This is a genomic window from Cellvibrio sp. KY-GH-1 (genome assembly GCF_008806975.1).
GTDB lineage: Bacteria > Pseudomonadota > Gammaproteobacteria > Pseudomonadales > Cellvibrionaceae > Cellvibrio.
Window position 1 is genome coordinate 4006571 of the sequence record NZ_CP031728.1, and the last position, 20803, is coordinate 4027373.

At 48.1% G+C, this 20803-nt stretch carries 17 protein-coding genes; 14 read left to right on the top strand and 3 right to left on the bottom strand.

Going from position 1 to position 20803, the window contains the following annotated elements; genetic code table 11:
• Positions 1-96 precede the first annotated feature (96 nt).
• The 3 genes from D0C16_RS16935 to D0C16_RS16945 all read left to right on the top strand — a co-directional run bounded on the left by D0C16_RS16935 (position 97) and on the right by D0C16_RS16945 (position 2385).
• A complete protein-coding gene (locus tag D0C16_RS16935; RefSeq protein WP_151033445.1) occupies positions 97-741 on the top strand; it encodes a hypothetical protein in 645 nt (214 codons plus the stop codon).
• The gene (locus tag D0C16_RS16940) at positions 704-1087 is read left to right on the top strand and encodes a hypothetical protein (RefSeq protein ID WP_151033446.1); all 384 of its coding nucleotides are present in this window, start codon (positions 704-706) and stop codon (positions 1085-1087) included. The genes D0C16_RS16935 and D0C16_RS16940 overlap by 38 nt, the downstream gene beginning before the upstream one ends.
• A gap of 977 nt (positions 1088-2064) precedes the next feature.
• On the top strand, positions 2065-2385 hold the full coding sequence (locus D0C16_RS16945) for a DUF551 domain-containing protein (RefSeq protein WP_151033447.1): 321 nt from the start codon (positions 2065-2067) through the stop codon (positions 2383-2385).
• A gap of 1075 nt (positions 2386-3460) precedes the next feature.
• Here D0C16_RS16945 and D0C16_RS16950 read toward each other — a convergent pair.
• Positions 3461-3874, bottom strand: a complete 414-nt coding sequence (locus tag D0C16_RS16950) for a GFA family protein (protein WP_151033448.1) — start codon at positions 3872-3874, stop codon at positions 3461-3463.
• 158 nt (positions 3875-4032) lie between these two features.
• Between D0C16_RS16950 and D0C16_RS16955 the strand changes: the two genes are divergently transcribed.
• From D0C16_RS16955 to D0C16_RS16995, 9 genes are all read left to right on the top strand, one after another.
• Complete coding sequence (locus D0C16_RS16955; protein ID WP_151033449.1) at positions 4033-5253, top strand: helix-turn-helix domain-containing protein; 1221 nt, start codon at positions 4033-4035, stop codon at positions 5251-5253.
• Between the two features lie 36 nt (positions 5254-5289).
• Positions 5290-5919 (top strand): glutaminyl-peptide cyclotransferase, encoded by a 630-nt coding sequence (locus tag D0C16_RS16960; RefSeq protein ID WP_151033450.1) that lies wholly within the window; start codon positions 5290-5292, stop codon positions 5917-5919.
• Between the two features lie 259 nt (positions 5920-6178).
• A complete protein-coding gene (locus D0C16_RS24500) occupies positions 6179-6424 on the top strand; it encodes a hypothetical protein (protein ID WP_225318730.1) in 246 nt (81 codons plus the stop codon).
• A gap of 509 nt (positions 6425-6933) precedes the next feature.
• Positions 6934-7995 carry a glycoside hydrolase family 11 protein gene (locus tag D0C16_RS16970; RefSeq protein WP_151033451.1) on the top strand — a complete coding sequence of 354 codons (1062 nt, stop codon included), beginning with the start codon at positions 6934-6936 and terminating at the stop codon, positions 7993-7995.
• Positions 7996-8097: 102 nt separating this feature from the next.
• Positions 8098-9033, top strand: a complete 936-nt coding sequence (locus D0C16_RS16975) for a HEAT repeat domain-containing protein (RefSeq protein WP_151033452.1) — start codon at positions 8098-8100, stop codon at positions 9031-9033.
• A gap of 377 nt (positions 9034-9410) precedes the next feature.
• Entirely contained in the window at positions 9411-10478 is a 1068-nt protein-coding gene (locus D0C16_RS16980) for a glycoside hydrolase family 11 protein (protein WP_151033453.1), read from the top strand.
• A 76-nt stretch (positions 10479-10554) separates the two neighbouring features.
• Positions 10555-11376, top strand: a complete 822-nt coding sequence (locus tag D0C16_RS16985; protein ID WP_151033454.1) for a HEAT repeat domain-containing protein — start codon at positions 10555-10557, stop codon at positions 11374-11376.
• 395 nt (positions 11377-11771) lie between these two features.
• Positions 11772-13859, top strand: coding sequence for a glycoside hydrolase family 11 protein (locus D0C16_RS16990; RefSeq protein ID WP_151033455.1), 2088 nt, complete (start codon positions 11772-11774; stop codon positions 13857-13859).
• Between the two features lie 112 nt (positions 13860-13971).
• Positions 13972-14745: a TSUP family transporter gene (locus D0C16_RS16995; protein ID WP_370458189.1), complete on the top strand. Its 774-nt coding sequence runs from the start codon at positions 13972-13974 to the stop codon at positions 14743-14745.
• A gap of 50 nt (positions 14746-14795) precedes the next feature.
• On the opposite strand, the gene D0C16_RS17000 is transcribed toward D0C16_RS16995, so the two are convergent.
• Positions 14796-16169: a thaumatin family protein gene (locus tag D0C16_RS17000; RefSeq protein WP_151033456.1), complete on the bottom strand. Its 1374-nt coding sequence runs from the start codon at positions 16167-16169 to the stop codon at positions 14796-14798.
• Positions 16170-16384: 215 nt separating this feature from the next.
• Between D0C16_RS17000 and D0C16_RS17005 the strand changes: the two genes are divergently transcribed.
• Positions 16385-17239 carry a prolipoprotein diacylglyceryl transferase gene (locus D0C16_RS17005; protein ID WP_151033457.1) on the top strand — a complete coding sequence of 285 codons (855 nt, stop codon included), beginning with the start codon at positions 16385-16387 and terminating at the stop codon, positions 17237-17239.
• Positions 17240-17334: 95 nt separating this feature from the next.
• On the opposite strand, the gene D0C16_RS24800 is transcribed toward D0C16_RS17005, so the two are convergent.
• Entirely contained in the window at positions 17335-17505 is a 171-nt protein-coding gene (locus D0C16_RS24800; protein ID WP_151033458.1) for a PEP-CTERM sorting domain-containing protein, read from the bottom strand.
• Between the two features lie 325 nt (positions 17506-17830).
• On the opposite strand from D0C16_RS24800, the gene D0C16_RS17015 reads away from it, so the two are divergent.
• Entirely contained in the window at positions 17831-20794 is a 2964-nt protein-coding gene (locus D0C16_RS17015) for an EAL domain-containing protein (RefSeq protein ID WP_151033459.1), read from the top strand.
• Positions 20795-20803: the final 9 nt, after the last annotated feature.

Below are 20803 nucleotides of genomic sequence, written 5' to 3' on the forward strand. Positions count from 1 at the left end.
ACATACATATTTATCGATATAGACACATATTTAGTATTTAGCAATATGGTGCAAATGAGTGCGCCAAGCAGATTGCAGCTGAAAGGTGGAAATAACATGCCTAACTTAGTTTGTTGCTATTTGCAGGTTTTCGGTAGCAACTTTGATGTAGAAAAATTTTCATCTCAAGTTGGATTACCAGAGGGAGATGTATTTTTTCCTAAATCGAAAGATCCTAAACTACGCTCTCCCATTAAAGCAATTCAACAAGGAAATGTTGCTTATTGGCAAACAAAGAAAAAATTTTTCTCAAAAGATTCGATCATAAATTACGAAATATTTCATGAGGTAAATTATGAGAATGAATTTTTAATTCAATATGTCAGAGATAACGGTTGCCTGAACAAATTTCTTGTTGATTTCGTGAGTGATTCACTCGAAATGTGGTTGATCGTAATATACGAGGCCAGATCTGATACAAGCCCTACGGGCTCCTTTATTTGTAGAGATTTAATTAAAGAGCTTTCTGTACTGAACTGCTCAATTTCAACCGATTATGTATTCGATGGAGATAGTACAGCAGGGTTAATTTTATTAAAAATTCGTAATTTGACTGGAAAACGATTTCTAATTACCCCAAACTGGATATGGTTACGGATGGCACCAGGGATCGTCTTTCTGAGGTTAATACATGAGGCCACACTTCATAAATGTAGATTTCGAATTGAGTTCTTTAAAAGATTTTTCCTTTCTAATAAATGAACTAGCTGAAAAAATCGAAGTTTTGTTCAATGAAAAGGTAGAAAATCATCATCATTTGAATTTTGAGTACTCTATTTCGGATTCGGATGCAGAACCTCATAAAATTATCAATATATTTTTTGATGACTTAGAGAGTTTATCAAATGATAGTAAAAAAATTATTGAAGAGTGCAACAAAAAAGTTATTGATATTGGTTACAACAGTGGAACTGAAGGATGGCAATATAATATGTTGCCAAGTGTAGTCTTAAAAAAAATATCCGATAACGGATTCCAATTAAACATCTCAATTTATGGGATTGAACCACATGCAGGAAAAAGTGATTCTGGTTGTGAAAAAGACTGACAAATGGTTTTCGAATTACAAAATTAACTCCATTTCAGGCGTTACTTTTGATGCTGATATAACAATTAAGGATCAGAATAACTCACCGAATCCTGTGAGTGTAAAAATTGTCGAAGAATACATTAAAGCCAGGAGTCAATGACACTGCATTACGCAAATTTGCCTTCAATAGCGTAAACCAAGCGGTGGATATGTCGGTTTTTGTGTTCCCTAGAAGCTGGTACTTCGCACCAATGTCTCAGATGATGCTAACCAATTAAATTGCTTCTGAATAATACTTAGAAGATAATTGTGGCGCGGGGCGACTGACCAGATGAGATTGAGCGCTCCCCAGCCTGTGCCAACAGGTAGCTGCGCAAGGCGGCTCTAAGCTCTTCAGCTAGTGGTGTCTGGATACTTTTATAAAGGCCCAATCAGGGCCTTTTTATTGAGTAAAAAACGAGAAGGTGTTGCAGTTTAAGTAGTCTGGCAAGGAGGGTGTGGTTCAAGACAAGTGCACACATGAAGGAGCCATAAGTTAGCCAACATAAAAGGCCAACAAATGTCGACCTTTTTAATAGGTTGGTCGGAGCCGCCTGTGGGACTATGCTCCAAACCAAGCGGACGACCATCTTTCGTTGTGGGCAAAGACGCCCGAGTTCGATAGTCAGAGAAAAAAGTCCGGCCTACTCTTTATCGGATTCCTCCGAATATCCTGCTCACTGGCTAAGGGGTTTTACAACCCGACATTGATGCCCCCTTTCGGGTTCCGGTCCGCACCAACATGATCAGTATACTAATTAATCAAATCTAAACCAACAATTGATATTGGCAGGCCGGCGCTCTTTACCTCTAAACTGAGATGTGGGATACCCGAAAACTGCCTTTCAATGCCTATCGAAGATCAAGTGTCCGTGAATTAACATAGCTGACACCTCGACCTGAGCAGAATCCGGGTTTTATGCGGCACCGCTATCTGTAAATTGACGGTAATTATCATGTGGATCAAATGCAACGACAAAATGCCGGAAGATATGATTCCTGTTATCGCGTTGTATCTAGGATGCTGGCCGGGACGTGGAAATAGCGGAATAACCGAGGCTAACGCAGTGGATGGTGAATGGGAAAATCTTCCTGACAACGTCGTTATTGTTGGATGGATGCCGATCCCTGACACAAAACATTTACCGATCGCAGAGTGTTATGCAAGTTTAAATCTCAATGCAACACCTAGCCGCTTTCTTGGAAGCATCCAAACTGGCGACCTTCCCGACATATCCGAGTGCATTTTTGAAGGTGATTATTCTGAGATAAAGTGATCGCGGTTGTATTTCGTGAGAATCTAACCTGTCCGCTTCGCCTATCCCGAGATCGACACATATGGAGTTTTCTGTAACGCATGATCTGCGGAGGCGGCGCGCCTTCCATGTTAGACCAGGAAAGCTGGAGGCGTAGCTGAATCGGAAAAGCCCAGATTTACGCTGGGCTTTCAAGTCCTCAGGGGAAAGGGGGGAAGCAATAAGGCCTCTTGGGCAACGACTTTATGTTAGGTTTTTGCGATTAACCTGTCAATTACGAACCTCACTCAAAAAATGTAGAGGTGGGGCAATTAATCAACATAACCTCAAGTGATTCTTGATACCCTAAAGACACCTTTTTATCAGGGATTCAATCTCCGGATGGGCTGGGGGATAAGGTAGCGTTGATCAGTCTGCTATCGCGTAATAGATGTGTATCCATACGCTTCAAGTTATTTCAATTAAGCTTCTTTCAAGGCGGGGCCGTTTTTAACCTTTGGCTATTAACGTTTGCATTTAATAGGTGGGGGTCCTTTTTTTGATATACTCATCTTAAGCCTAGAATCTAGGCATTGTGCCTACAATGAAAAAATGATGGCCTTGTGCTTTGGGGCATAGTCCCGCAGTCTGTTCCGGCCAACCTAGTTAAAAGCCGTTATTTTGGGGCTCTACGGTTGGAAAAGGTAAGTTTGAGGGAGGTACCGCAGTTCGGTTAGTAAATAATGGGATTTCTGCATTAGATTAAATAGTATCGCCAATTATTTTAATGATTATTTTTGTTTATTAACGATCAATAAAATTAGTATCACTATTTATTTTAATGCACAAAAGTAGTCAGCTATATAAATCAATATCTTAGCTTTCTAAAAGTATCACTAATTATTTAACACCGACATGCTTTTGGTTCGATAAATAGTTTTAAATTAAAAGTCCAGTTATGCTGATAACAACGCGTACTGGACTTTTTCTTTGTGAAATTCGCTGTAGTCCAACTGGGGAACTAAAACAACATGCCAGCTAAAGGACGACTGCTTTGAGCGCTGATTCGCCAAGTTAATTCTTCGCCAAAGTGCATTTTTTTTTGAACTAGCGTTTATCAACGTGGCGGCATTTCTTCGAAATTTGGCAAGTTGGGATCAACTCGATCCCAAGCGAGCGCGCGCGACGTATAAGTTCTCACATTTGGTTTGTAGCGGCTCGGATCATCCAAGGTGCCTGCGCGCACACTAATCGCAGCAGGGTTTGCTGCGAAAGTCATATATACCGGTATTCCACAGCTAGGGCAAAACGCGCGCGTTTTTACATTTCCGCTATCGGCAGTCATGCTCCACTCGCCCGCAATACCTTCGATACGAGCTGCCGCGCGTGGAAAAACCCAATGCGACGCATGGCCGTTTCCACTTTCCTTTCTACAATCAGTACAATGGCATTCAACGCCAATAAACGGCTCTGCATTGATTTCATAACGAATCGCACCACACGCGCAGCCGCCTGTATAAGAACTTGTCATGGCATTTCCTCTTTGAGTTAACTTTCAATTTTTCCATCGAGTGATACTTTGAATCCTGCAATAAGTTTTCGCATTTTGAGAATCCTTTAAGGTAAGTTCCACGCTATAGTAGTCATCGACCTTAATCGTGCGGGAGTAACAAATATGACGGGATCAGGATGGACTCCCTAATTACCAGCGCTGCCTTGGCACTCGCGCGCGGCGATTTTTTTGGCGCATTGAATAGAGTCGCGCTACGCGAGGATGCACCCGCGTTGGCGCTCCGTGGAATTGCTATGGCACAGCTTGGCGATTTAGAGCGGGCAAAATTTTTGTTGCGGAAAGCCGCGCGGAAATTTGGTAGCAAGCAACCCCTATCAAAAGCACGCTGCTTGGTGGCGGAAATGGATATTGCGTTGGCACTACGCGATTTGGATGGTTCAGCAAGCCAGTTGGAATCGGCGCAACAACTACTGCGCGCACACGGCGACTTTATTAACGCTGCTTACGCTCAACACTTACAGGCGCGCTTACTACTGCTTTTTGGAAAATTGGATGAGGCAGAAGCCTTGGTCAATAAAATAGACACCGAACACGCATCTCCGGCATTTAAATCTGCACACCAACTGGTAGTGGCCAGCATTGCGATACGTCAATTGGATATTGGCGCTGCACGCAGAGCACTCGCCCACGCCCAAGCGTCTGCACAACTTGCGCTGATTCCAAGTCTCTTCGCAGAAATTCACAAGGCCGCGCAACTTCTTCAAACGCCTGCCGCGCGATTAATCTCGGCAAGTACAAATACTTTATTGAAGTTGGATGATGTTGAAGCCCTTTACAAATCAAATCACATTATTGTTGATGCTTGCCGCTTTGCCTTTCGCCATCAAAAAAACCTGATCTCGCTTGCGAGCCGCCCAATACTTTTCAATTTATTACAGGCTCTCGGTAAGGCATGGCCGCAGGATGTTGCGCGTGATCAACTCATTAAAATCGCGTTTCATCACAAGCTAGTCGATGAAACCTTGCGAGTGCGTCTTAGAGTAGAGATCGGCCGTCTTCGCGCAGAAATTGCCTCACTCGCTGATGTAAAAGCCACAGCGCAGGGATTTGTGCTTGTGCCTCAGATCAACGCAAGTGTTGTAGTGCTTGAACAACCCATTGCAGAAAAATATTCTGCAATCATTGCCATTCTTGCTGATGGTGAAGCCTGGTCAAGCTCTGCACTTGCGCTTGTTTTAGGTCTCAGCCAACGCACGGTTCAACGCGCGCTTGAAGCTCTCGCCACGTCCGGAAAAGTAGAATCTTTTGGTAAAGGGCAATCGCGTCGTTGGGTGGCAGCTCCACCTCCCGGTGTCACGACAATATTGTTACTCCCCGGCCCATTACCCGGCAGCTAAACTGGTTGAACACATTGATTGAGGAGACTTTTTGCGATGAAAAAATCGACGGCAGAAATAGTGTGCGAATATGGCCCCTTTCCAGGAATAGACGCTGTACACGGCGTGAGTTTTGACGGAGAAAAAGTTTGGTTCGCGTCGGGCAACAAACTCAACATGCTGAATCCGGAAAGTGGATCAATAGATAGATCACTTGATATTCCAGCGCATGCAGGTACGGCATTCGATGGAAAATTTCTTTATCAAATCGTTGACGATAAGATTCACAAAATCGACCCGAATACTGGCGCGGTCTTATCCGCGATTCCAACGCCGCCAGGTGGTGCTGCCGGTATGGCGTGGGCCGAAGGTGCACTTTGGGTTGGCCAACATAGAGCCCGAAAAATCCATAAGGTTAATCCGGAGACAGGTGAAATACTTTCCACAATAGAATCAAACCGCTTCGTAACGGGCGTAACCTGGGTGGATGGTGAACTGTGGCACGCCACATGGCAGGATGACCAATCCGATTTACGACAAGTTGATCCTGCAAACGGAGAAGTTCTACAAACCCTGACGATGCCGCAGGGCACGTTCATATCCGGTCTGGAATCCGATGGTGCCAACCGCTTTTTCTGCGGCGGCGGCTCCAGCGGCAAGGTACGCGCAGTACGCAAACCTGTTTGAAATCAGGGGGCGAGAGCCCCCTAATAAATTTCAAATCCCAGCAAATCAGCACAGCGATTTATTCTATTTTTTGTGACTCATAATCCATTACCAAAGTTTTCCATCCATTAAAAAACTATTGCATTGTTTGGTCTTTCACTGGCGAGCAATTTCGCCCTCGCCGATTTTACTAACTTTCCCTCCAGCAATTGCGCCGTCTATAGCGGAACCTCTACCCTCTGTAATAGATTCCAGCAACATCCATAAATATTCGAGTGTGATGAGCGATCAACTGCATCGCAAATTAAGCATCAATCAAGCGCTGCTCAGTTCAAAATGCGCGGGCGTGCTGGTTACCAATATCACCTTGTATATTCTTGTCTGGCGCAAGGTGTACAAATCCAATTTACTTAAAGATCCTATCGCTGGCTTCGCCAAGCTCAGCGACACCTACATTCACCACAAACTGATCAATGGCGAATACAAAAACAACCCACCGAGCAAAGTGTTATCAAAGGTTGGTTAGAAGCCAAAAACCTAACCTGGCAAAAAGGTTATCCCTCCAAAAGTGAATGCCCAGGACAAGAAGGCAAGTTGATTCCGGAAATGCACGATCCGCTGCTGAATGATCCGGATATGTTGAAGTAGGTATTAACCGGGTTTTAGGGCGATCCTAGCGGTTTGACATTGGTAACTACCCAGTGTGGCCCAACGCACATTTTTCGGGGTGGCTGTCACCCTTCCGCTGTTACCCAAATCCCCACTTCCAGCAAGTAAAACGTTATAGATTTTCAATTAAATAGTTTAAATGACAATAAGCTTATGGTTTCTTTGACAATATATAAGTCTAGCGGTATACAAGTATCTATCGATGGCGCCGAAATGATTTAACTATAACAGCAACCCCTTTTTGGCCTTCGGTATAAACCTGCCCGCAATGGGCGGAATCAACCTTCAACAGTCCACCTCCTCTCTAGGCAAATGCAGTCGGGTCTAGGCGGTATTGGTTGAGTGGCTATACCCTGGAGTCTAATAATGAGAGTCACCTTTAATAAAAATAACGTTGTAGCTTCATTGGTTTGTGCATTGGCAGTGGGTGTATCGGGAGCAAGCGCGCAAACTCTCACCAGTAATTCCACTGGTACTAATAACGGCTTTTACTACAGCTTTTGGAAAGATTCCGGCAGTGCATCCATGACCTTGGGCGCCGCTGGACGTTACACCTCACAATGGACCAGCAACACCAACAATTGGGTGGGTGGCAAAGGCTGGAACCCGGGTTCCAGTTCACGGGTACTGAACTATTCCGGTAACTATGGCGCCAGCAACAGTCAAAACTCTTACCTTGCCTTCTATGGCTGGACCCGCAACCCGCTGATCGAGTATTACATTATTGAAAGCTACGGCTCCTACAATCCGGCGTCTTGCTCGGGCGGTACTGACTACGGTAGTTTCACCAGCGATGGCGCTACATACAATGTGCGTCGTTGTCTGCGCACCCAGCAGCCTTCTATCGATGGCACCCAGACCTTCTATCAATACTTCAGTGTGCGTAATCCCAAGAAAGGTTTTGGCAATATCTCCGGCACTATTACTTTTGCCAATCACGCCAGCTTTTGGGCGAGCAAGGGTTTGAATCTGGGAACTCACGATTATCAAGTGATGGCGACCGAGGGCTACCAAAGTACCGGTAGTTCCGACATTACTGTGGCGGCCGGGACCGGCTCTGGCGGCGGCAGCTCGAGCTCTGCAGGTTCAGGTAGTAAATCAGTTGTGGTGCGCGCGAAAGGTGTAGCCGGTGGTGAGGTGGTGACCCTGAAAGTGAACGGTACTGCTGTGCAATCCTGGACCTTGACTACCACTATGACCAATTACACGGCGTCTACCAGCCTTGCAGGTGGTGCTACCGTGGAGTACGCAAACGATGCAACCGGCCGCGATGTGCAAGTGGATTACATTAGTGTGAACGGTACCGTTCGTCAGTCGGAAGCGCAAAGCTACAATACCGGTGTATACCAAAACGGTGCTTGTGGCGGTGGTAATGGCATGAGTGAGTGGCTGCATTGCAACGGTGCAATTGGCTACGGCAACCTGTAATTCTGGGTCTGTCAGTTGTTACCAGGAGCAGACACTTGTGTGTCTGCTTTTTTATTATCCGTCTTCATCGATATCTCAATAACAATAACGAGAACTACCAAGATGAACACTATCCGAAATTTTTCTATTCCGGCGTTGGCCGGGGCTTTGATTACTTACACGGCCGTCGCACTGTTGGATGATAATGGGCACCAGCAGGCGCAGCTGCGCCAACAAGTTACAACGCTGGAAAACCGGATTCTGGCGCTGGAGTCGTCACTGGCGCAAAAAGATGAAGCCTTAAATCGCGCGCGCGCTTTTGCTCGCTTTGAGCAGCAGCTGCCGGGTGTGCTTGAAAGCCTTGAGCAGGCACCAACGACGCCAAATAATGGTCCTATCAGCCTTGACGAAGCGGCGATACAGGCCGCCACGTCTGAGCAGACTGCCGAGCAAAAAGTGCGGGATTTAAGCACCAATTCCGACCGAGACCCGCGCCCCTTTTCGCAGAAAGTGCAGGACTTGCTGGCGGCCGATGCGAGCAAGGCAAATATCGCCATCGCCAGCAAAGGCATTTTTGATATGGCGGACAACCGTGAAAGTTTGCCCAACCAGGAATTGGAGGCCGTCTATTACGGCCAGACTGATCCAGAACTGAAACGCGTTGCGGCTCAAACATTGTCTCTACGCGGTGACAACAGCTTGCTGGATAAGCAAATCAATGATGCCCAGCCAGGGCTGCGCAGTGATGACCCGGCGCAGCGCCAGCGGACGCTGGTCGATCTGGCCAAAACCCGTTACGCCGGGGCGGCCGATCTGATTGCTCCGTTGTTGGAAGATAAGGATACCGGGGTAAAACTGGATGCATTGCTGGCGCTGCGAGCGACAGGCAACCAACGTCATATTCATCTTGTGGAAGCCTTGGCCAATCACCCTGACCCTGCCGTTAGCTGGCTGGCACAGGATGTGATCGCAAACTTACAAAACCTGAGCGAAAAGGCGCGCACTCGGATCGCCACGAGTGATATTGGTGCGGAATTACCGTTTTTGGGTGTGCAGTAAGCGCAACAGAAAAAATGGGTAAAAACTAGCGTTTATTTATGAAAACTCGGCGCATTTTTCATTGTTTTGCGCCCGGTTAAAGCTGCTGAAATGGCTCGCCTTAGTCATTATCGCGGTAAAAAATGTGATCTTGATAACGATATATTGTGAAATTGACTATAAGTCTTTCTGGTGGGTGTCACCTAATATATGGTTTATTTGACAATAAGATAATATAACGATTAAACAGGCGCCTATCGCGAATGTCATGCCGTTTTAACAATAACAGCAACGCTGTTGGCTCGCGATGAACGCCTGCTCGCAAGGAGCAGGATTTATCTCAACACCTCCCCCTCTATAGGCGGTATTGGTTGGGAGCAATTTCCTGGAGTCTAATAATGAAATCATTCATCAACAAAAAGTACCTGCTCTGCCCTCTTTCACTCGCTCTGGCTGTTTGTGCTTCCTCGGCTGGCGCTCAAACCCTTACCAGCAACTCGACCGGAACCAACAATGGCTACTACTACAGTTTCTGGAAAGATTCAGGCAGCGCCTCTATGACCTTGGGTGCTGGCGGCCGCTACACCTCGTCCTGGAATACCAGCACCAATAACTGGGTGGGCGGTAAAGGCTGGAACCCCGGCAGCAGCTCACGCGTAGTGAATTATTCCGGTAATTTTGGTGTGAGCAACAGCCAGAACTCCTACCTCGCTTTCTATGGCTGGACCCGCAGTCCCCTGGTCGAGTACTACGTTATTGAGAGCTATGGTTCGTACAATCCGGCGAACTGTTCTGGTGGTACAGATTTAGGCAGTTTCACCAGCGATGGAGCGACTTACAACGTCCGTCGCTGCCAGCGTGTGAATCAACCTTCGATTGACGGCAACCAAACCTTCTATCAATACTTCAGCGTGCGTAATCCCAAAAAGGGTTTCGGCAACATTTCCGGTACCATCACCTTTGCTAACCACGTGAACTTTTGGGCCAGCAAAGGCTTGAATCTGGGTAGCCACAACTATCAGGTAATGGCAACCGAGGGTTACCAAAGTACGGGTTCGTCTGATATTACTCTGGGCACTGGTGGCTCTAGCGGTGGTGGTAGTTCAAGTTCAACGCCTTCTACCGGTGGCAGCAAAACGATTGTGGTGCGCGCGCGTGGAACTACGGGTCAAGAACAGATTCGCCTGAAGGTTAACAACACCGTGGTGCAAACCTGGACCTTGTCTACCAGCATGAATAACTACACGGCTACTACCAGCCTGTCTGGTGGTTCCCTGGTCGAGTATTTCAATGACTCCGGCAGCCGCGATGTGCAAGTGGATTACATTAGTGTGAACGGCAGTGTTCGCCAATCGGAAGCTCAAAGCTATAACACTGGCGTATACCAAAACGGCGCTTGCGGTGGCGGTAACGGGATGAGTGAATGGCTTCACTGTAATGGCGCCATAGGATATGGCAATCTGTAAGGCGTACTAAGCGTCACAAGCATAAGGGGCAGCTTGACTGCCCCTTTTTACAATAATAACGAGCTAGGCATTTATCATGAGTATCGCCAAAAAGTATCTGCTGTTAACCGCATTTGTCAGCGCAATCATCATTTTTGCCTTGGGCGGCTTACTCATAGTTTCTTATCAGCAAAATCGAGCCTTAGCGACCAACATCATCGAGCTGGAAGCGAAACTCGCACAGCAGGAACAGGCGCGTGCCAATGCCATTCGAATGGCTGGGCCGGGCGCGGCAAGCTCACCGGTTGATCGTCAAATTAAGGATTTAAGCACCAAATTCGTCGGTGATAGCCGCAATTTAGCTGAAAAACTGCGTGATTTCACCGCTGAACACACCAGCGCACAAGACCTCGCGATAGCCTGCAAAGTGGTGGCTGACCTAGCTGAGAACCCGGAAGCTTTGGGTGATGCCCAGCTTGTCTGGCTTTATGACACCCAAACGGATGCCAATCTCAAGCGGGTGATTGCCCAGGCCCTCTCCCAGCGTGGCAATAACCAATTGCTCGATACCTTTGTTGCACAGTGGAAACCCAGTCTATCTGACTCCAATCCGGCCGAACGTCGCAAGGCGCTTGGTGAGCTGGCCAAAACCCGCTATGCGGCGAGCGCGGATTTAATCGTCCCGTTACTGGCTGATACCGACACCAGCGTGCTGCTGGATGCGCTACTTGCCTTGCGTGTAACCGGAAATGAACGCCATCTTCCTCCCTTGGAAAAACTGCTGCAAAGCAGCGATGAATCGGTACGTTGGTTGGCGAGTGATGCGCGTAATAACCTGGAGTTATTGAGTAAAAAGGCGAGGATGAGTGTAAATTCCGCAGATATTGCCGCTGAGTTGCCAACAATAGCCCTCCAATAGTGAATCCGGCATTTCCTGTAAAAGCGCTGCTTTATGGATAAAAAATATCGTTAAAAACTGTAAACGCCCACTCCTCAAAGGTGAAACTTTGCACGCCATTTCCGGTAGTAGCTCACACCATGAGTGCTAAAAACGCCATTTTTTTATACCCATATTGTTAACGCAACCATAAGCATATGGTAAAAGTGACCACATAAATATGGTTTATTTGACAATAAGGTTATTCAAAAAGTATACAGGCGCCCATCGAAGCCACCGTGCCGTTTTTTAACAATAACAGCAGCGCTGTCGGTACTCGATCGAACGCCTGTTCGCAAGGAACAGGGTAAGTCCTCAAGTACCCTCCTCCTCTACAGGCGGTATTGGTTGAGAGGTTAATTCCTGGAGATCTAATAATGAAATTCCCAACAATCGGCAAACGCGCTCTGACCGCGCTGGTTTGCACGGCTGCATTCGGCGTGACCACCGCCAGTGCACAGACACTTAGCAGCAACTCAACTGGCACCAACAACGGTTTTTACTACAGCTTTTGGAAGGATTCCGGCGATGCGTCCATGACCCTGGGTTCCGGCGGTCGCTACACTTCCCAATGGACTAACGGCACCAACAACTGGGTAGGCGGAAAAGGCTGGAATCCGGGCAATAGTTCACGGGTAGTCAGCTACTCAGGTAACTTCGGTGTGGATAATTCACAAAACTCCTATCTGGCTTTTTATGGTTGGACCCGCAGCCCGCTGATCGAATATTACGTGATTGAAAGCTACGGCTCATACAACCCGGCGTCCTGCTCCGGTGGTACCGACATGGGCAGCTTCCAAAGCGATGGCGCTACCTATAACGTGCGCCGCTGCCAACGCGTTAATCAGCCCTCTATCGATGGCAACCAGACTTTCTATCAATACTTCAGTGTGCGTAACCCGAAGAAAGGTTTCGGCAACATCACCGGGACTATTACCTTTGCTAACCACGCGGCTTTTTGGGCCAGCAAGGGCATGAATCTGGGTACTCACAACTACCAAATCATGGCGACTGAAGGCTATCAAAGCCGCGGCAGCTCTGACATCACCGTCAGCGAAGGCACCAGCGGCGGCGGTACCAGCACTCCAGCCAGCTCTACTCCAGCGGCGACCAGCAGCTCACGCAGCTCAACCGCCACTACCGGCGGCAGCGGTGTAGTAGTGCGCGCTCGCGGTGTAGTGGGTGGCGAGCACATCAATTTGCTTATCGGCGGCACCACTGTGGCCAGCTGGAACCTGACCACGACCTTCCAGGATCTGAGCTACACCGGCAATGCGTCGGGCGATATCCAGGTTCAGTATGATAACGATAGCGGCAACCTGGACGTGGTCGTGGACTATATCCGCGTCAACGGCGAAACCCGTCAAGCGGAAGACATGGACTACAACACTGGTCTCTACGCCAATGGTTCCTGTGGTGGTGGCGGTAACTCCGAGTTGATGCACTGCAATGGTGTGATCGGCTTTGGCTTTACCTACGACTGCTTCAGCGGTAACTGCTCCGGCGGCAGTACTGGCGGTGGCACTACCAGCAGCAGCGCGGCCAGTACCGGTGGCAACACCAACAATTGTGCGGGTTATGTGGGTATCACCTTTGACGACGGCCCAACCTCCAATACGCCAAACCTGGTCAATCTGTTGAAGCAAAATAACCTGACGCCAGTCACCTGGTTCAATCAGGGCAACAACGTAGTGGCCAATGCCAACTACATGGCGGCACAGTTGAGTGTGGGCGAAGTGCACAACCACAGCTATACCCATCCACAAATGGGCAGCATGAGTTACCAACAGGTGTATGACGAATTGAACCGCGCTAATCAGGCGATTCAAACTGCTGGCGCACCCAAGCCAGCCCTGTTCCGTCCACCTTATGGCACTGTTAACTCAACTATCCAACAAGCAGCTCAAGCTTTGGGTCTGCGCGTGATCACCTGGGATGTGGATTCACAGGATTGGAACGGTGCTTCTGCAACTGCCATCGTTAACGCGGTAAACCAACTGCAAAACGGCCAAGTAATCCTGATGCATGACGGCAGCTACACCAACACCAACAGCGCTATCGCCCAGATCGCTTCTACCCTGCGCAACAAGCGTCTGTGCCCTGGCCGTATTGATCCAGCGACCGGTCGCGCCGTCGCGCCAGCTGGCGGAACCACTAGCAGCACCCCGGCAACCAGCAGCAGCCGTAGCAGCACTCCGGTAGTGGTAAGCAGCTCTAGCCGCAGCAGCACGCCAGTAGTGGTAAGCAGCTCCAGCCGCAGCAGCACTCCCGTAGTAGTTAGCAGCTCAAGCCGCAGCAGCACCCCAAGCACCGGCTCCAATTGCCAGTGCAACTGGTGGGGTACGCTCTACCCAACTTGCGTCAACCAAACCAGCGGTTGGGGTTGGGAGAACAACAAAAACTGTATCGGCAGCACCACCTGTAGCAGCCAGGGTCAATACGGCGGCGGCTTAGTGTGTAACTAATCCTTTCGCGATTTACCCGCTGTAGAAAAAAGGGGCGGAGTTTTCTGCCCCTTTTTTATTTCAGCAAGATTGTCCTCTATGATGCTCGTCTCAATGAGTTAGTGGGCAAGTGATGATGAGTGATTTAACCCTCACCCAACTGGTGTTGGTGTGTTTGATTTTTGTGTGGAGCGGTTTTGTGCGCACCGGGCTGGGCTTTGGGGGTGCGATGATGTCGCTGCCGCTGTTGCTGCTGGTGGACAATGGCCCGCTGGTGTATTTGCCGATTGTCGCGGTGCATTTGTTAGTTTTTTCTACGCTCACTGTGTGGCAAAACAATCGCAAGCGCGATTCAAGCGATGTCAAACCATCGACAGTGGATTGGGCTTACATTAAAAAATCCATGAAGATCATGATTGTTCCGAAGTTAATCGGAGTGGCAGGTTTGCTTACGATTCCGGCTCACATCATGAGCGCAATTATTTTTGTCATCATTTCGATTTATTCCGTCACTTATATTTTAAATAAGCCCTTTAAAAGTTCGCATCCAGTCAGTGATGGAATTTTTTTATCGCTCGGTGCTTATATTAGCGGTACTTCCCTAATTGGTGCTCCGCTAATTATGACCGTGTACATGGTTCACGTTGCACGTGAAAAATTGCGCGATACTTTGTTTGTGCTCTGGTTTATTTTGGTCAGTATCAAAATGGTGGCATTTTTAATTGCTGGTGTGGATTTGCAACTGCAAGCGCATTTGTGGTTGTTGCCAGCGACGGCGTTGGGGCACTATTTTGGTTTGAAATTCCACGCGCGTTTAATTAAAGCCGACCCGGTCGTGTTTTATAGGGTGATTGGCAGTGCGCTGCTATTGGTTAGCGGATTTGGCTTGGTATCACTTTACTGGTAGCCATTTATCGATAGCCAGCTCGGTGAGTTGGCTATCAATAAGTAAATGTATCAGCGGAATTCAATAATAAAATCGGTTTCTGCCGGACAAGCAAAATCACCAATTGCGTCATCGTACGCAAAACGATAGACACGCGACGACACAGGCGGATTCAAATTAGTCACATACGTTGAATTGTTAGCGCCAAGTTGGCCTGAGGGCTGGTCGCAGGTGGCGGGTGTGTTGAAGCTGCCAGCACAACAAAACATGTCCTGCGCTGAATTGCCATAGACCTTGGCATAGGTACAAGGGCTCATACAACCCTGGAAGTTGTTGGAATTTTTCACTGCCAAATTCCAAGCGCCTGTCGATGAGCTTTGCTGACTGTTGCTCGCGGTTGGGGGAAGTTGCGAACTTTGCAAACAAAGGTTTTCGGAAATAGTTAACTCACCCAGTGAACTGCCATTACTGTATAAACCCGCCCCTAAAATATTGGAATTTTCCGGCGGCACCGTATAAGTACAGTAAGTCGGTTTTGCGGGGTAAGCTTTTACACTAATGTTGTAGCCGTCAACAGCCGAGACATCAAAATTGGTTGCCCCTTGCGGATATTGAGCCCCTTGTTGGGTGCTGACAGGTGCACTGGTTAATTCGATTTTTGTGGCGTACGGCGTTCCACCGGCTTGATAGCCGCCGGTATTAACCCATGCCGCAGAGGATGTGGTTTGATAAGCGGTTACGGTAAACGCGTAGGAATTTAATCCCGCGGGAAAATTCTGTCCTTCTTGTGTTTTGCTATCTACGAAAAAATCTGCGCTGTTTCCATTAGAAATTTGCAGCAAGTTTTGCGTGTTTTGGCAATTTGGATTATTGGGGTTTACGCTTTGTGTACACACCATTCCTATCTGAATGTTGGCGTAAGCACTATTATTTTTGAAGGTTATTTTACGATTTCCATAATCTTGGTTGATGGGGGATACCGGCACTGCGTTTCCCGGCCAGGGCGAAGCGCCAAATGCTACCGTGTAAACGTTGGAACCCGTCACCGGATTATTGATAACAACTCCGGGGCAAGTGGTAGCGCTGCTATCGACAGCCCCTTTTTTTAACGCCAACACACAACTCACCCAATTATTTGCGAGACTGGAGCTCGAAGCGCTGCTGAAACTGGCGCTTGGTCCGCTATTGGCGGATTGATAAAAAAGCGTGTAGGTTCCATCAGACCCACTTGGGTAACTGCCTAGAAACGCTTGTTGTGTTTGGCCATATATATAATCCGTCTGAGCGCCACTTTTGTACACATACACGGGAAAATTAACGGTATTGGGTAATTGCCACATTAGAAAATTTGAGGCGTTTGCACTCGTTTCAGCGGCTTGAGTGTTGTAAATAAAACCTGTTGCGAGTGCTAAAGAAAAAAACAAACGCATTATTTTTGTAGGCATAGGTTATTCCTTTGGTTAGGTATATTGAGTGGAACGACAACCTGTGCAAGTGAAGCTGGTATCCGGGCTTATGTCCAATAGCAGATATTTCAGCGCATTACACGGTCAGTAGTTTTTCGTTCTTCTGAAAATTTAAGCGACGCCGGGCTTGGTGCGCAGGTATCATGTGCGCCTGTGATCCGATGAAAAATCGAATTCTAAAAATGGATTGAATTATGGCATACCCCTACCTTACCGATGTTGTTAATGAACTCACCGGGACTAGCATTCATTTACCCATTGCCACCTTCGGGGCGTTAGTAGCAATTGCGATTTTTGTGGCGATTCGTTTTACTCGTGTTGAAGTTGAGCGGTTGGCATTCACAAACAAACGTCTGCAATTACATAATCACCAACCGAAGTCGCTGGTAACTGATCTGGCTTTTGTGGTTACGTTGAGTGGTATTGCCGGTGCAAAATTATTTGATGCCATCGAACAGCCTCGGCAATTATTGACCGACCCGATTGGTGTGATTTTTTCAACCGGCGGCTTTTCAATTTACGGTGGTTTGATTCTGGGCTGTATCGCGGGAATTATTTTTGTAAAACGCAAAGCTATTGCGGTGGTGCCCATGCTGGATGCAGTGGCACCGGCCCTAGCGCTAGGTTACGGCATTGGCCGTTTGGGTTGCCAATTTTCAGGCGATGGTGATTGGGGTAAACCAGCAGCAATGGAAATAAAACCAAATTGGTTGCCGGATTGGTTCTGGGCGCAAACATATCCAAACAACGTATTGCAAGTTGGTATTCCGGTGCCCGGCGTTTATCCAACGCCGCTATATGAAGCGGTGGTTGCGTTCATCACCTTTGCGCTACTGTGGGCACTGCGCAAAAAGTTCAGCGTCACCGGGCAATTGTTTTGTTGTTATTTACTCTTAAGTAGCTTGGCGCGGTTTTTGGTGGAGTTTATTCGTATCAACTATCAGTATGAATTCTTTGGAATATTTCTGAGCCAAGCGCAGATCATCGCGCTGGTATTGGCGATGATGAGTGTCGTTGGTTTTGTAATTTTAAAAGGAAGCAATAAATAGTAGTTACAACAAACACGTGAAACTCCTGTGACTATGCTGGAACTAAAACGGGATAATTACTCAACGTAATTATCCCGTTTTTATTGGCAGTGCTATTAACGTTGGAAAGGGCGTAAACACAAGGTGCTCAAGCCAAAGAGCACTAGAAGAATCGATGAAGGTTCAGGCACGCTGACTGAGGGAGTAACTTTTATTGACCAATCACCACGGGTTGCTTCGCTGAAATACAGGGTATTAGTGCGGAACAAGCGAGTGCCAAAATGCACAAACTTGCTACGAGTTGCTTAACCATTATTTACTGTTTCCTTTTTAATTGGTTGTCACTACAGCAGGGTTACTACTGCCAGTGGTTAGGCAAAAATCACACCATATCAATCCCAGAAAAATAACCCATGTAAATCAATAAATTAACAGCCAATTTGAGAATTGCCTTGGCGTTCGTGTCAACAGATTCGCCAATGCTACGACGCGATAGCTGACCTGCCGTTGCCGCGGGTTTTGTAATTTACTGCTCAAACCCTGATCTCGGCTGGCAGTTTGCTATAGTGATCACTAACCTATCTAAATTCTGTCGCCGGACTCCTTGTTGCTATGCCCGAATCTCTGCCCTTATTGTTCCGACGCCCCCGGGTGTTGGCGGCCCTTGTACTGGGGTTGAGCCTGCTCGTCGGTGCTTTGGTGATTTGGAATCTGGAGCAGAGCCGGCGCGAGGCCAAACGTGCGGCGGTTTTACATGTAGCCACCAACCATGCGCTGCTGATCCGCAATAGCCTGGACCAAGCGCTTACCATCAACTATTCCATGGCCGCACTGGTGCGTTTAAGCCAAGGAGCACCGCGCCGGTTTGACGAGGCGGCGCGCGAACTGCTTCCATATTTTGGTGCTGTGTCTCATATCGCCTTGTCCCCCGGCGGCGTTATTACCTATGTCTATCCTCTGGCCGGCAATGAGAAATCTGTTGGCTTTAACCCACTCAATGATCCTGTGCAGGGGCCGGATGCGCGCCGCGCTGTAGAAACCGGGCAACTGACTCTCGCGGGCCCGGTGCAATTGGTACAAGGTGGATTGGGCGCGGTTGCGCGGTTGCCGATATTTTTAGAAGATCAGGCCGGCCGCCATTTTTGGGGTTTTAGCAGCGTCATCATCCGGATTAATAAATTGTTGGATCAGGCCAATTTTCATCAGCTTGATAAAGGCGTGATGGCCTATGAACTCTGGAGCAATCACCCTGATACTGGCGCACATGACATGATCGCGGTCAATGCGAGCGAGCACCTGTCAGATCCGGTTGAAAAAGAAATACCGGTTCCTAATGGCCGATGGACGTTGAGCGTCCAACCCATCGACGGCTGGACAAATCCCTGGCAGATTGCGAGTGAAATATTTATCGCCGGATTGCTCAGCGTAATGTTTGCCTGGTTGAGTTTTTTATTGGTCAATTTGCAACGTCGCCGCATCAGTTTGCAATCGGCGGTGGCAGATCAAACGCGCGAACTATTAAACGCGCGCGCTGAACTACAAGCGACCCTGGATGCCATTCCCGACTTGCTATTTGATTTGGACGGTGCTGGCATCATTCATGGTTACCACACTAATCAGTCCGATTTACTCACAGTGCCGCCGGCCCGTTTTCTCGGCCAGGATTTTCGCCATTTTTTACCTCCGCATGCCATTACCGTCGTGGAAGCCGCCATGCGAGAAGCGGACGAAAAAGGCCTTTCGACCGGCAAATACTATTCGGTGGTTGTCGATGGTCGTCAAATAGTGATGGAGTTATCTGTCTCGCGCAAAGCCGCAGAATTAACACAGCGTTACGTCGTACTCGCACGTGACATTACCGAGCGTCGCCGTGCTGAAGCAGAATTGCGCGTTGCTGCTACGGCGTTCGAGGCCAGCGAAGGCATGATGATTACCGACCCTGACGGCAACATAGTAAGGGTCAACAAAGCCTTTACCGAAATCACTCAATACACCGCTGAAGAGGTGCTGGGTAAAAATCCGAAGCTATTGCGTTCCGGGCGTCATGACCAACATTTCTATCAGCAGATGTGGCGCACGATTTTAAGCGAGGGCAGTTGGCGTGGAGAAATCTGGAATCGACGCAAAAGCGGTGAAATCTTTCCGGAATGGCTCACCATTACTGCCGTGCGCAATAAGTACAATGAAATTACCCATTTTGTGTCGACGCTGACGGACATTAGCGAATTAAAACAAAACGAAGAGCGCATTCATCATCTCGCGTTTTTTGACCCGCTCACGCAATTACCCAATCGCCGCTTGCTGCGCGATCGTCTCGAACATGCTTTTGCCACCAGTTTGCGCCAAAAAAGTCACGGCGCTTTGCTATTTATCGACCTCGACGATTTTAAAACGCTGAATGACAATCGCGGTCACCATATCGGTGATTTGCTCTTGATCGCCGTTGCTGAACGTTTGCGTCAATCGGTGCGCGAGCAGGATACAGTGGCGCGCCTTGGTGGCGATGAATTTGTGGTGGTGCTGGAGGGCCTGGGTGAAAACCGCGATGACGCAGCCACCTATGCGCAGCGTGTGGCCGAAAAAATTCTCGCGCATTTAAATGGGGTTTATCGTCTTGAGCAGCGTGAATATTTCAACACGCCCAGCATTGGCATTTGTCTGTTTGGTGATAATCAGCTGGGAATTGATGAGCTGCTAAAACAGGCTGACCAAGCCATGTATCACGCCAAAGCGGCAGGCAGAAATACCTTGCGCTTTTTTGATCCGGAAATGCAAACCATTACCGCGCAGCGTTTTGCACTGCAACATGACATTCGTGAGGCGTTACAACGTGAAGAGTTCCAGCTGTATTTGCAGCCGCAGTTAAATGACTTGGGCCAGATCAAAGGCGCAGAGGCATTAATTCGATGGTTGCACCCACAACGGGGGATGGTGTCACCATTGGAGTTTATTCCGATCGCAGAAGACTCCGGATTAATTATTCCACTGGGGAACTGGATCGTAGAGGAAGCTTGTAAGCGTCTGGTGAGCTGGTCGACGGATTCAGCGACGGAACATTTGTCGCTCGCGATCAATGTAAGTGCGCGACAAATCCAGCAATATAATTTTGTTGAACAATTGCTGGAGATCATTCACAGAACCGGAGCCGATCCACGGCAGTTGAAACTGGAGCTGACCGAATCCATGTTGGTTGATAACCCGCAAGATATCATCACTAAAATGGATGCATTAAAACCGCATGGGATTAAATTTTCTCTGGACGATTTTGGCACTGGCTATTCATCGCTCTCCTATTTAAAGCGGCTGCCGATTAACGAATTAAAAATCGATAAGTCCTTCGTTAACGATATCCTCACCGACCCCAACGACGCCGCCATTGCTCGCATGATCATTCGCCTCGCCCAAAGTATGGAGTTGTCAGTTATTGCGGAGGGTGTAGAAACCAAGGCCCAACGCGACTGGTTGGAGCAAGAAGGTTGCCTTAAATACCAGGGCTATTATTTTGCTCGCCCAATGCCAGCAGATAAATTTGCGGAATTTATTGCGGGAACCAATCAGGAACTTACTTCGCATTAATGTCTCTAT